General features: G+C 72.8%; 9 protein-coding genes. 6 read left to right on the top strand and 3 right to left on the bottom strand.

Annotated elements, in window-relative coordinates:
• The first annotated feature begins 139 nt into the window (after positions 1-139).
• On the top strand, positions 140-3,520 hold the full coding sequence (locus PYR72_RS34830) for a BTAD domain-containing putative transcriptional regulator (RefSeq protein ID WP_275458987.1): 3,381 nt from the start codon (positions 140-142) through the stop codon (positions 3,518-3,520).
• A 30-nt stretch (positions 3,521-3,550) separates the two neighbouring features.
• Here the strand turns inward: PYR72_RS34830 and PYR72_RS34835 are convergent, their stop codons facing one another.
• From PYR72_RS34835 to panB, 3 genes are all read right to left on the bottom strand, one after another.
• Positions 3,551-4,393 (bottom strand): ABC transporter permease, encoded by an 843-nt coding sequence (locus tag PYR72_RS34835; RefSeq protein WP_275458988.1) that lies wholly within the window; start codon positions 4,391-4,393, stop codon positions 3,551-3,553.
• Positions 4,390-5,415, bottom strand: coding sequence for an ATP-binding cassette domain-containing protein (locus PYR72_RS34840; protein ID WP_275458989.1), 1,026 nt, complete (start codon positions 5,413-5,415; stop codon positions 4,390-4,392). Before PYR72_RS34840 ends, PYR72_RS34835 begins: the two co-directional genes overlap by 4 nt.
• A 410-nt stretch (positions 5,416-5,825) precedes the next feature.
• On the bottom strand, positions 5,826-6,692 hold the full coding sequence (gene panB / locus PYR72_RS34845; protein WP_275458990.1) for a 3-methyl-2-oxobutanoate hydroxymethyltransferase: 867 nt from the start codon (positions 6,690-6,692) through the stop codon (positions 5,826-5,828).
• Between the two features lie 189 nt (positions 6,693-6,881).
• On the opposite strand from panB, the gene PYR72_RS34850 reads away from it, so the two are divergent.
• From PYR72_RS34850 to PYR72_RS34870, 5 genes are all read left to right on the top strand, one after another.
• On the top strand, positions 6,882-8,459 hold the full coding sequence (locus PYR72_RS34850; RefSeq protein WP_275458991.1) for an MFS transporter: 1,578 nt from the start codon (positions 6,882-6,884) through the stop codon (positions 8,457-8,459).
• A gap of 78 nt (positions 8,460-8,537) precedes the next feature.
• Positions 8,538-9,173, top strand: a complete 636-nt coding sequence (locus PYR72_RS34855) for a TetR/AcrR family transcriptional regulator (RefSeq protein ID WP_275458992.1) — start codon at positions 8,538-8,540, stop codon at positions 9,171-9,173.
• Between the two features lie 183 nt (positions 9,174-9,356).
• Complete coding sequence (locus PYR72_RS34860; RefSeq protein WP_275458993.1) at positions 9,357-10,406, top strand: endonuclease/exonuclease/phosphatase family protein; 1,050 nt, start codon at positions 9,357-9,359, stop codon at positions 10,404-10,406.
• A 123-nt stretch (positions 10,407-10,529) separates the two neighbouring features.
• Complete coding sequence (locus PYR72_RS34865) at positions 10,530-11,762, top strand: MFS transporter (protein ID WP_275458994.1); 1,233 nt, start codon at positions 10,530-10,532, stop codon at positions 11,760-11,762.
• 163 nt (positions 11,763-11,925) lie between these two features.
• Positions 11,926-12,468, top strand: a complete 543-nt coding sequence (locus tag PYR72_RS34870) for an N-acetyltransferase (protein ID WP_275460603.1) — start codon at positions 11,926-11,928, stop codon at positions 12,466-12,468.
• Positions 12,469-12,473 lie beyond the last annotated feature (5 nt).

Genomic DNA, 12,473 nt, shown 5'->3' on the forward strand with positions numbered 1-12,473 from the left:
CACGCCGAAAACGTCTCGCGATCCCCTCCCGGTTCCTAGGAAGGTGGGGACGAACGGTCGGCGGTCGCGCGGGAGAGTCCGGCTCGGCCCGATGGACCGGCCAGGCGAACCGACTCCGTAGAGACGACCGACAGAGACAATGGACCTCGTGCGCTATCGCATCCTCGGCACCACCCAGGCCCTGCAGTCCGACGGCACCCCCGTTCCCGTGGGGGGTGCCCGGCTGCGTGCCCTGCTGACCGTGCTCGCGCTGCGCCGGGGGCGTGCGGTGCCCGTGGCCGCGCTCGTCGACGAGGTGTGGGCCGACGATCCGCCCGCCGACGCGCCGGCCGCGCTGCAGGCGCTGGTCGGCCGGCTGCGCAGGGCGCTGGGCCCGGACGCGATCGCCTCGCTGAACGGCGGCTACCGTCTCGCCGCCGCCCCGGACGACATCGACCTGCATCGCTTCGCCCGCCTCGCGGACGAGGGCGCCCGCGCGCTCGCCGACGGCGATCCGGGCACGGCCGCCGGTCTCCTCGACGACGCGCTCGCCCTCTGGCAGGGCCCGCCGCTGGCCGACCTCCCCGACCGTGCCGCCGAGGCCGCCCGCTGGGAGACCCGCCGCCTCGACGCCCACCGCACCCGTCTCACCGCCGCCCTCGCCCTGGGCCGCGCCGCCTCCGCCCTCCCGGACCTCACCGCCCTCTGCGGCACCCACCCCCTCGACGAACCCCTCCAGACCCTCCGGCTGCGCGCCCTGCGCGACACCGGCCGCACGGCGCAGGCGCTGGCCGCGTACGAGGAGGTGCGCCGTCTGCTGGCCGACCGCCTGGGCACGAGCCCCGGTCCCGCCCTGCGCGAACTCCACGCGGACCTCCTGAGCCTCGACCGACCAGCGCCCCGTCAGGGGCGCGGGGAACCGCGCGAGAACGCCCACGAACCCGCACCCGGCGCCCCGTCTCCCCGCCCCGGGCCACGGCCGCACCCGGAGCCGCACCCCCATCCCACCCGCCCCCCGGGAAACCTCCGCGCCCGCCTCACCTCGTTCGTCGGCCGGGACACCGACATCGACACCATCCGCCACGACCTCACCACCACCCGCCTCGTCACCCTCCTCGGCCCCGGCGGCGCGGGCAAGACCCGCCTGTCCCAGGAGGCCGGCGAGGCGGTCGCCGCCGCCATGCCGGACGGTGTCTGGCTCGCCGAACTAGCCCCCGTGGACGACCCCGCGAACGTCCCGGAGACCGTCCTCACCGCCCTGGGCGCCCGCGAGACCGTCCTGCGGGGCGCCGGCGCCGAGGAGATGCGGGTCGCGGCGGACCGCAAGGACAACCCGCTGGCCCGCCTCGCCGAACACTGCGCCGGACGCCGCATGCTGCTGATCCTCGACAACTGCGAACACGTCGTGGCCGCCGCCGCCCACCTCGTCGACCAGCTCCTCCAGCGCTGCCCGGAGCTGACCGTCCTCGCCACCAGCCGCGAACCCCTCGGCGTACCGGGGGAGTTGCTGCGCCCGGTGGAACCGCTGACGCAGCCCCACGCGCTGCGGCTGCTCGCCGACCGGGGGGCCGCCGCCCGGCCCGGCTTCACCGTGGACGCCGACCCGGAGGCCGCCGCCGAGATCTGCCGCCGCCTCGACGGACTGCCCCTCGCCATCGAGCTGGCTGCGGCCCGGCTGCGCATGCTGACGCCCCGCCAGATCGCCGACCGCCTCGACGACCGCTTCCGGCTGCTCACCTCGGGCAGCCGTACCGTCCTGCCCCGGCAGCAGACCCTGCGCGCGGTCGTCGACTGGTCCTGGGAGCTGCTCGACGAGGACGAGCGGTACGTCCTTCGGCGCCTGTCGGTGTTCGCCGGCGGCTGCGACCTGGCCGCCGCCGAGGCCGTCTGCGGACCCGCGGCGCTGGAGGCGCTCGGCTCGCTCGTCGACAAGTCCCTGGTGGTGGCGGCCCCTTCGGAGGGTTCCGCGGCCGGGACGGGCGGTGAGATGCGCTACCGGCTCCTGGAGACCGTCGTCGAGTACGCGGGCGAACGGCTCGACGAGACCGGCACCCGCCCGGCCGCCGAACGCGCCCACCTCACGTACTACCGCGAACTCGTGCGCGCCACCGACCCGTTGCTGCGCGGCGCCGGGCAGCGCGCCGCGATCGGGCTGCTGGAGCTGGAGTACGAGAACATCCGTACCGCCCTGCGGTACGCCGTCGCCGAGCGGGACGAGCAGGAGGCGCTCTGCCTGGCGCTGTCGCTGTGCTGGTACTGGCAGATGAGGGACCTGAAGTCCGAGGCCCGGCACTGGTCCGCCCAGGTCAAGGAACTCGGCCCGAACCCCTTCACCGCGCCCGCGCGCCCCGTCCCGGACCTGCGCGAACGCCTCGTGGACCAGCCGCCGCCGATGAGCCCCGCCGTCCTCGACGAGGCCCGGCGCGGGGTGCACCTCGTCCATCTGGCCTGCATGGACATGGAGTTGCCCGCCTGGCAGACCGCCGAGGCCCAGGAGAAACTGCGGGTCATCAGCGCCACCTACCGGCCGGGCCAGCCGCAGACCTGCCGCTTCCCCGGCTTCATGTGGTTCTACGCCGTCCTGCTGACCGGCGACATCGACCGGCTGCGCGCCATCCTCGACACCAACATCGACACCTGCCGCTCACTGGGCTTCACCTGGGAGCTGGCGCAGACCCTGCAGCTGCGGGCCAACATCCTCGCCAACCGCTCCGACTGGGCGGGCGACGCCCTCGCGGACGCCGACGGCGCGCTGGAGATCTTCGACCGGCTCGGGGACGCCTGGGGCGCCGCCGAGGCGCTCTCCGCGCGCGGCGAGTCCCTGGAACGCCGGGGCGAGTTCGCGCTCGCCGCCGCGGACTACGAGCGGGCCATCGAGTACGCCGAACGGCTCGGCACCAACGCTCAGCTGGGTGTCCTCGGCGTCCGGCTCGGCGGTGCGTACATCGAGAGCGGCGACCCGGAGCGCGGCGAGAAGATGCTGTTCGACGTGCTGGAGTCGGGGCGGGGGCGCCGCACGGCCGCCCGCGAGGCGGTGCCCATCGCCCGCCTCTACCTCGCCGCCCGCCTCGGCCGCACCGGGCGCACGACCGAGGCCAGGGAGCAGCTCACCCTGCTGCGCCAGGACTTCCACGCCGCCGACTACGTGCTCTTCGCCGGGTACGTCATCGGCGTCGAGGGCTGGCTGGAGGCGGTGTCCGGGCACCACGAGGAGGCGCTGCGGCTGATGCGCCGGGCGCTGGAGCGGAGCCTGGACCGGCTGTCCCTGACGGTCGCGCCCTATATGCCGGCCGTCCATCTGGTGACCGCCGCCCTGTCCGTCGCGAGCGTCGACGGCGGCGAGCGCGCCCGTGACGCCGCCCGGCTCCTCGGCGCGGCCGACGCGCTGCTGCCGCCCGGACACTTCTCCAGCCCGATGGAGGCCGAGGCCCGGGCCATGGCCGAGACCGTGACCCGGGCCTCGCTGGACGACACGGCCTACGACACCGCGTACGCCGAGGGCGGCGCCCTCACCCTGGAGGAGGCCGTCGCCCTCGTGTGACCCTTCGCCCCGCCCGTACAGGCCCGGCGGTCAGCTCTTGGTCTTGAACTTGTGGATCGCGATCGGTGCCATCACCGCCGTCAGGCCCACCGACCAGCCGAGCGTGACCAGCAGGTCGTGCGCGATCGGGCCACCGGTCATCAGCCCGCGCGCCGCGTCCGCCAGGGACGACAGCGGGTTGTAGTCGGTGAACGCCTGCAGCCAGCCCGGCATCGACTGGGTCGGTGCGAAGATCGACGACCCGAACTGCAGCGGGAACAGCACCAGGAACCCCATGGCCTGCACGGACTGGGCGTTCTTCATGGTCACGCCCAGCACCAGGAAGATCCACATCAGGGACGACCCGAAGACGACGGCGAGGCCCACCGCGCCGAACAGCCCCGGCCAGCTGGTGATGTCGAAGCCGATGAGCACCCCGACCGTCAGCAGGATCGTCGTGGCGACCAGCATGCGCAGCAGCTCGACGGAGATCTTCGCGAGGAGCACCGAGGACCGGCCGATCGGCAGGGACCGGAAGCGGTCCATGACGCCCTTCTGGAAGTCCTCGTTGAAGCCCGTGCCCACGCCCATGGCGATGTTCATGCCCATCATCGCCATCAGGCCGGGCACGACGTACTGCACGTACTGCTCCTGGCCGCCGCCCAGCGCCTGTCCGATGGAGCCGCCGAAGACGTACACGAACAGCAGGGTGAACACGATCGGCATCAGGACGGCGTCGAACATCGACTCGGGGTCCTGCCGGATCCACAGCAGGTTCCGCCGGACGAGCGCGCCGGTGTGCCGGGCGTGCGCCCGCAGCCCGATCCGGCCGTCGGCCCGGACGGTGTCGCCGGTCGCGGGGGCGGTCGTGGGGACGGTGGTGGCGGCACTCATACGGCGACCTCCTCGTAGGCGGGGGACGGGGCCGCGTCCTGCGCCGCACCGGTCTTGTGGCCGGTGAGGGACAGGAACACCTCGTCCAGGCTGGGCAGTTCGGTACTGATCGAGGCGATGGTCACCCCGCGCGCGGTGATCGCGCCGACGACGGCGGTCAGCTGCTCGTCGCTGAGGATCGGCACGAGGAGGGTGCCGGTCTCGGTGTCCACGGTGGTCGTGGCGAGGCCGGTGATACCGAGGCCGTCCAGCTCCGTGGCCAGGGGCCGCAGATGCACCGGATCGGCCGGCCGGACCCGCAGCGTCCGACCGCCGACCTGGGCCTTCAGCTCCTCGATACGGCCGCCCGCGATGACCTTGCCCTTGTCGATCACGGTCAGTTCGGAGGCGAGCTGCTCGGCCTCCTCCATGTACTGCGTGGTCAGCAGGACGGTCACGCCGTCGCCGACCATGCGCTTGACCTCGGTCCACACCTCGTTCCGCGTGCGCGGGTCGAGGCCGGTGGTCGGCTCGTCCAGGTACAGCACGGCCGGGCTCCCGATCATGGACGCGGCCAGGTCGAGCCGCCGCCGCATGCCGCCGGAGTACGTCGCCGCCGGGCGTCCGGCGGCGTCGGTCAGCGAGAACCGCTCCAGCAGGCCGGTGGCGCGGCTCCTGGCCTCCTTGCGGGGCAGGTCGAGCAGCCGGCCGATCATGTACAGGTTCTCGAAGCCGGACAGCTTCTCGTCCACGGAGGCGTACTGGCCCGTCAGCCCGATCACGCGGCGCAGCTGCCGCGGCTGCCGCAGGACGTCGTAGCCGGCCACCGTCGCACTGCCGGCGTCGGGGGTGATCAGGGTGGACAGGCAGCGTACGAGCGTCGTCTTGCCCGCGCCGTTGGGGCCGAGGACCCCCATCACCGTGCCCTCGCGCACGTCGAGGTCGACACCGTCCAGCGCCCTGGTCTCGCCGTAGTGCTTGACCAGCCCCCGCACGGTCACAGCGCCCTTCGCGCCGCCGGAGTTCTTGTCGATTCGTGTCATGAGGACGACGGTCCCAGCCCCCACCGACAAACCACCTACAGGTCGCCGACACGGGTGTGGGGCCGGGCGCGCGGGAGGGGGTGGGGGGTGCGGTCTCGTCGGCGGGTGCGGGTGAGTGGGGGCCGTTCGCGCAGTTCCCCGCGCCCCTGAAAAGCAGGGGCTGCGCCCCGTGCTTTCCATCCGCCGCAGCCCCGCCGTCTTCCAGGCCCGCAGGGCCTGGTCTTTCAGGGGCGCGGGGAACTGCGCGAGAAGCCCCACGCACCCGCACCCGCCGACGAACCCCCGCACCCGCCGACGAACCCCCGCACCCCCACCCCTCCCGCGCCCGGCCAAAACGAAGCCGCGGCCCGCCGACGGGGGAAGATCGGCGGGCCGCAGTCGTACCGCTATGGCTCAGTGACGCTTCCGGGCTAGTGGACGGAGTGCTCCTCCGACGGGAACGCACCACCCACGACGTCCTCCGCGAACGCCTTCGCCGCGTTCCCCATGACCGCCCGCAGATCGGCGTACTGCTTCACGAACTTCGGCATCCGCCCACCCGTCAGTCCGAGCATGTCGGTCCACACGAGGACCTGCGCGTCGGTCTCGGGGCCCGCCCCGATCCCGACGGTCGGGATGTGGAGCACCCGGGTGACCTCGGCCGCCAGCTCGGCCGGGACCAGCTCCAGGACGACCGCGAACGCGCCCGCGTCCTGGACGGCCTTGGCGTCGCGCAGCAGCTGCTGCGCGGCCTCCTCGCCGCGCCCCTGCACGCGGTAGCCCATCGCGTTGACGGACTGCGGCGTGAGGCCGATGTGGGCCATGACGGGGATGCCGGACTCGACCAGCAGTTCGATCTGGCGGTGCGAGCGCTCGCCGCCCTCCAGCTTGACCGCGCCGACCCCGGCCTCCTTGACCATGCGGGTCGCCGAGCGCAGCGCCTGTACGGGGCCCTCCTGGTAGGAGCCGAAGGGCAGGTCGCCGACGATCAGTGCCCGGCTGGTGCCCCGGACGACGGCCGCGGACAGCATGGTCATCTCGTCGAGGGTGACGGGCACGGTCGACTCGTAGCCGAGGTGACAGTTGCCGGCGGAGTCGCCGACGAGCATCACCGGGATGCCGGCCTCGTCGAAGACGGAGGCGGTCATCGCGTCGTACGCGGTGAGCATGGGCCACTTCTCGCCGCGCTCCTTGGCGAGGGCGATGTCCCTGACGGTGATCCGACGCGTGCCCTTGCCCCCGTACAGCGCCTTGCTGCCGTCGGAGGGGTTCGTCCGGGCAGCCGAAAGCTGCGTCATCGTCCAGCTCCTTCATGTCATCTCGAGGCACCCTGACGGTGTCCCCGGACCACGTCCATGGTGGCACTTCGGCTAAAGGACGGCTAGGGCACGCACGTGTGACCGTCCCGGCATGCGGCTGTTAAGAACAGGGTAAAAGATTAACGATACGAGACGGTCCCGTATCGAAATAGGTCTAGGCTCGACGACATGACTACCGCAGTCCCTGACTCCCGTATACCGGCGGTGGTGCACCGGCGCCGCTGGGTGATCCTCGGTGTGCTGATGCTGAGCCTGCTGATCGTGGTGCTCGACAACTCGATCCTCAACGTCGCCATCAAGACGATCTCCACCCCGGAGCCCACCGGGCTGGGCGCCACCCAGAGCGAGCTGGAGTGGGCGATCAACGCCTACACGCTCGTCTTCGCGGGCCTGCTGTTCTCCGCGGGGCTGCTCGGCGACCGGCTGGGCCGCAAGAAGGTGCTGCTCGGCGGACTCGTGGTCTTCGGCCTCGGCTCGGCGCTGGCCGCCATGTCCGGCTCCCCGGCCCAGCTGATCGTCTTCCGTGCGGTGATGGGTCTCGGCGCCGCCTTCGTGATGCCCGCCACCCTCGCCGTCCTGATGAACGTCTTCGAGCGCGACGAGCAGCCCAAGGCCATCGGCATCTGGGCGGGCGGCGTCGGTCTCGCCATCGCCATCGGCCCGATCACCGGCGGCCTCCTGCTCGACCACTTCTGGTGGGGCTCGGTCTTCCTGGTCAACGTGCCGATCGTCGTCCTCGCGCTCGGTCTGATGATCTGGCTGGTGCCCGACTCGCGCGACCCCGACCCCGGCCGTATCGACCCCGTCGGCGTGGTGCTCTCCGTCGTCGGCCTCGTCCTCCTCGTCTACGGCATCATCCGCGGCGGCCAGCTCGCCGACTTCGCCGATGTCACGGTCCTCGCCACCATCGCGGCCGGACTCGCGGTCCTCGCCGCCTTCGTGGTGTTCGAGAAGCGCAGCGACCACCCGTCCATCGACATGACGTTCTTCAGGAACAGGGTCTTCTCGGCGTCCATCGGCGTCATCGGCCTGGTCTTCTTCGCCCTGATGGGCGTGACCTTCTTCTCGGTCTTCTACACCCAGACCGTGCGCGGCTACTCCCCGCTCCAGACCGGTCTGCTGATGCTGCCGCTGGCCGTCGCGCAGTTCGTCTTCGCGCCGCGCGCCCGCCTCGTCGTGGACCGCTTCGGCAACAGCGCGGTGTGCACGGCCGCCATGACGCTGATCGCCGGGATGCTGGCCGCGTTCGCCGTCCTGGACGCGGACACGCCGATCTGGGTCCTCGAAGTCATCTTCTTCCTCATGGGCGTGGGCATGGCCCATGTGATGACCCCGCTCAGCGTCCTCATCATGCAGGCGCTGCCCCGGGAGAAGGCCGGCTCCGCCTCCGCGCTCAGCAACACCTTCCGCCAGGTCGGCGGCGCCCTCGGCATCGCGGTCCTCGGCTCGGTGCTGTCCACCGCCTACCGCGGCGGCATCGAGGGCGAACTCCCCCCGGGCGCCCCGCACGCCGCTGCCGAGTCCATCGAGGCCACCCTCGGCCTCGCCGCCCGTCTCGGCGAACGGGGCGAGGCCCTGGTCGGCCCCGCCCACGACGCCTTCCTGCACGCCATGCACGTCACCGCCCTGTGCGGGGCCGGGATCGCCCTGCTCGGCGCCGTGGCCATGGCGGTGTTCCTGCCGGGACGGCCGAAGGGCGGCCAGGAGGGCAAGGAGGAGCCCGAGTTGGCGGCCGTGGAGCACTGACCCGACAATCGGTCCGGTCCCACGCCACACGGAGACCACGCCACACGGAGACCGCGCCACACAGAGACGGAGTCGACCTTGAGCCTCGCCGAGAGCCACGCCGCAGACGGGCGCGTCCGGGACGCGGGCCCCGTCCGCGGGCGTCCCCGCAGCGAGGCCGTGGAGCGGTCCATCGTCGAAGGCGTGATGAAGCTCCTCGAAGACGGCGTGCCGCTCGCGGAGTTGTCGATCGAACGGGTCGCCCGCACCGCCGGCGTCGGCAAGGCGACCATCTACCGCCGCTGGAGCGGCAAGGAGGCCCTCTTCGTCGACGTACTGCGCGCCGCCGAACCCCCGGACCCCGTGCTGCCCGGCACCTCGATGCGCGACGACCTGGTCGTCTTCCTGGAGTCGGCACGCAGGCGCGGCCTGCTCAACCGGCCGTCGGCGATCCTGCACAACGTCATCGCCCAGATGAAGAGCAGCCCCAAGATCTGGGACGCCTACCACGCGGAGGTCGTCGCCCCCCGCCGCCGGGCCCTCGCCGAAGTCCTGCGCCGGGGCCGGGACAACGGCGAACTCCGCGCCGACGTCGACCTCGACCTCGTCGGCGACCTGGTCTTCAGTCCCATGCTCGTGCGCACCGTCATGCGCCCGGAGGCCCCGCTGCCCGAGGATCTCGCGGAGACCATCGTCGACACCGTGCTCGAAGGGCTCCGTCCCCCTGCGAAGTGAGTCACAGCGATGTGCGCGTTTCGTTACAGACGTCGGGCCCTGACGGCCGGTTCGGAACTCCGAACAGCGCGTTGTTCGTCCTCGTCCCCGTGAGGCCGCGACGCGGCGTCGGGATCGGCGGCGATCATCCCCTAGGGTCTTGAGGCGCGGGGAAGAGTGCACGGCAGGCAGTGAGGCGACGGTATGGCGCAGGCGTACATGACGGAGACGGGCGGCGGCGACACGGGCCAGGGCCGCGAACGAAACCGGCTCCGGCGCCTGCTGGGCCGCCTCTTCGGCGGCTGGAGAGGGGACCGCCGGATCTGGCGGCGCGGCATCGTCCTCGCGGTCCTCGCGGTCCTCGTCGCCCTGGTCATGGTGCTGCACGCCCAGGTCCCCAACGCCGTGGGAAACCTCGGCAGTCTGACGGAGACGTTCCTGCCCTGGCTGGGCGTCGCGATCCCGCTGCTGCTGATCCTCGCGCTGGTGCGCAAATCGGCGACCGCGCTCGTCGCGCTCCTGGTGCCCACGGTGGTCTGGCTGAACACCTTCGGCGGACTCGTCACCAGCAAGACCGCGAGCGGCGGCGACTTCACCGTCGTGACCCACAACGTCAACGCGGACAACGCCGACCCGTCCGGCACGGCCCGCGAGGTCGCCTCCTCCGGCGCGGACGTGGTGGCCCTGGAGGAACTGACCGAGAACGCGGTGCCGGTGTACGAGAAGGCGCTGGCGGCGACGTACCCGTACCACGAGGTCGTCGGCACCGTCGGCCTGTGGAGCAAGTACCGGATGAGCGGCACCGAGCCGGTCGACATCAAGCTCGGCTGGGAGCGCGCGATGCGTTCGACGGTGGCGACGCCGGACGGGCCGGTCGCCGTGTACGTCGCCCATCTGCCCTCGGTGCGGGTGAAGCTGGAGGCCGGGTTCACCGCCCGCCAGCGCGACAAGAGTGCCAACGCCCTCGGTGAGGCCATCGCCGACGAGCCGATCCGGCAGGTCGTCCTCCTCGGCGACCTCAACGGCACCATGAACGACCGGGCGCTGAACGCCGTCACCGCCCAGATGCGCTCCACCCAGGGCGCGGCGGGCGACGGCTTCGGCTTCAGCTGGCCCGCCTCGTTCCCGATGGCCCGTATCGACCAGATCATGGTCCGGGGCATGGAGCCGCGGGCGTCCTGGGCCCTGCCGGCCACCGGCAGCGACCATCTGCCGGTGGCCGCACGGGTGACGATCGACACGTCCGGGAGCTGACGCCGCTGGTGGGGCGGCCGCGGGCGGCAGGGAATACGTCGCCGGTTCGAGTTTGTTCCGCAGAGGAACATACGATGAAACGGAACCCCGACATCCCCCCCGCTCTTCCCGAAAGGTCCCGCCATGCCCTTGGCCCTGCTCGCACTCGCCGTAGGCGCCTTCGGAATCGGCACGACCGAGTTCGTCATCATGGGCCTCCTCCCCGAGGTCGCGGCCGATCTCGGCATCTCGATCCCCGCCGCCGGCCACCTCGTCTCCGCCTACGCGCTGGGTGTCGTCATCGGTGCCCCGCTGCTCGCCGCGCTCACGGCCCGGCTGCCCCGCCGCAAGGTCCTGATCGGGCTGATGGTCCTCTTCGTCGCCGGCAACGCGCTGTCGGCGCTCGCCCCCGACGAGCACTGGCTGCTCGCCGCCCGCTTCCTCAGCGGTCTGCCGCACGGCGCCTTCTTCGGCGTGGGCGCGGTCGTCGCCACCGGCCTCGTCGCCCCGGAGCGCAAGGCCCGCTCGGTCTCGCTGATGTTCCTGGGCCTGACGATCGCCAACGTCGCCGGCGTACCGGCCGCGACCCTCGTGGGCCAGCACTTCGGCTGGCGGATCACCTTCCTCGGCGTCGGCGCGATCGGCCTGGCGGCCATCGCCTCCCTGGCGTTCCTGCTGCCCCGCGACCGCGCGGCCGCCCCGACGGCCGGTCTGCGCGGCGAACTGGGCGCCCTGCGCTCGCTTCCCGTCTGGCTCGCCCTCGGCACGACCGTCGCCGGCTTCGGCGCGCTCTTCTCCGCCTACAGCTACATCACGCCGATGCTCACGGAGTCCGCCGGGTTCGCCGCCGGCAGCGTGACCCTGCTGCTCGCGCTGTTCGGCGTGGGCGCGACCATCGGCAACCTGGCCGGCGGCCGGCTCGCCGACCACTCCCTGCGGGGCACCCTCTTCGGCGGCCTGGCCTCGCTGATCCTGGTCCTCGCCCTGTTCCCGGTCCTGATGTCCGCGCAGTGGAGCGCGGCCCTGGCCGTCCTGCTGCTGGGCGTCGCGGCCTTCGCCACCGGCTCGCCCCTGCAGCTGATGGTGATGGAGAAGGCCGCCACGGCCCCCTCCCTCGCCTCCTCCGCCAACCAGGCCGCCTTCAACCTCGCCAACGCCGGCGGCGCCTGGACCGGTGGACTGGCCCTCTCCGCCGGCCTCGGCGCGACCGCCCCGGCGACGGTGGGCGCGGGCCTGGCGCTGGTCGGCCTGGCGGTCGCGGCCGTGGCCCGCACCGTGGACGCCCGCCGCGCCACGGCCCCGGCCCACACCGGCCGGAGCCACGCCCGCGTGGTCGCCTCCCACGTGCCGGGCGAGCGCGAGACCGTACGCGTCTGACACGCGCGAAGAGGTACGGGCCGGAGCCGAGCGGTACGTCACCTCCCCCTCCCGCGGACGGTAATCCGTTCGCGGTCCGGGCCGCCCCGGGCCTACCCTCGCGGCCATGACGGCACAGGGCACGCCCGCGGGCGCACGGACCGGTCCCCTCACCACGGGGCCGGTGATCCGGCGGGAGACCGCCGACGACCACCGAGCGGTGCGGGACGTGCACACCCGTGCGTTCGAGGACGGCGAGCGGGTCCCCGGGCTCGTGGAGGCGCTGCGCACCGCCCAGGCCGCGACGGCGCCGCTGTCCTTCGTCGCCACCGTCGACGACCGGGTCGTCGGACACGTCCTGCTGAGCGCGGCGCGGCTGGACGCGCCGCGCCGGATCGTGGACGTCCTGACCCTGTCACCGCTGGGCGTGGTCCCCGGCCTCCAGGGGCAGGGCATCGGCACCCGGCTCGTCGCGCACGCGCTCGCGGCCGCCGACGGCCAGGGGGTGCCGCTGGTCTTCCTGGAGGGCTCACCGCACTACTACGGCACGCGCGGCTTCGAGGGCGCCGTCGCGGCGGGCTTCCGCCCGCCGTCGCTGCGCATACCCGAAGCCGCGTTCCAGGTCGCCCGTCTGTCCGCGTACGAGCCGTGGATGACGGGCACCTTCGTCTACGCGGAGCCGTTCTGGGCCCTCGACTGCGTCGGGCTGCGCGACCCGGCGGCCTGAGGGCC

It is taken from the genome of Streptomyces sp. VNUA24 (assembly GCF_029167005.1).
Taxonomy (GTDB): Bacteria; Actinomycetota; Actinomycetes; order Streptomycetales; family Streptomycetaceae; genus Streptomyces; species Streptomyces scabiei.

Coding starts and splice junctions, on each gene's coding strand:
- PYR72_RS34860 (WP_275458993.1), top strand. CDS start 9,357: ATGGCGCAGGCGTACATGACGGAGACGGGCGGCGGCGACACGGGCCAG.
- PYR72_RS34830 (WP_275458987.1), top strand. CDS start 140: ATGGACCTCGTGCGCTATCGCATCCTCGGCACCACCCAGGCCCTGCAG.
- PYR72_RS34840 (WP_275458989.1), bottom strand. CDS start 5,415: ATGACACGAATCGACAAGAACTCCGGCGGCGCGAAGGGCGCTGTGACC.
- PYR72_RS34865 (WP_275458994.1), top strand. CDS start 10,530: ATGCCCTTGGCCCTGCTCGCACTCGCCGTAGGCGCCTTCGGAATCGGC.
- PYR72_RS34835 (WP_275458988.1), bottom strand. CDS start 4,393: ATGAGTGCCGCCACCACCGTCCCCACGACCGCCCCCGCGACCGGCGAC.
- panB (WP_275458990.1), bottom strand. CDS start 6,692: ATGACGCAGCTTTCGGCTGCCCGGACGAACCCCTCCGACGGCAGCAAG.
- PYR72_RS34850 (WP_275458991.1), top strand. CDS start 6,882: ATGACTACCGCAGTCCCTGACTCCCGTATACCGGCGGTGGTGCACCGG.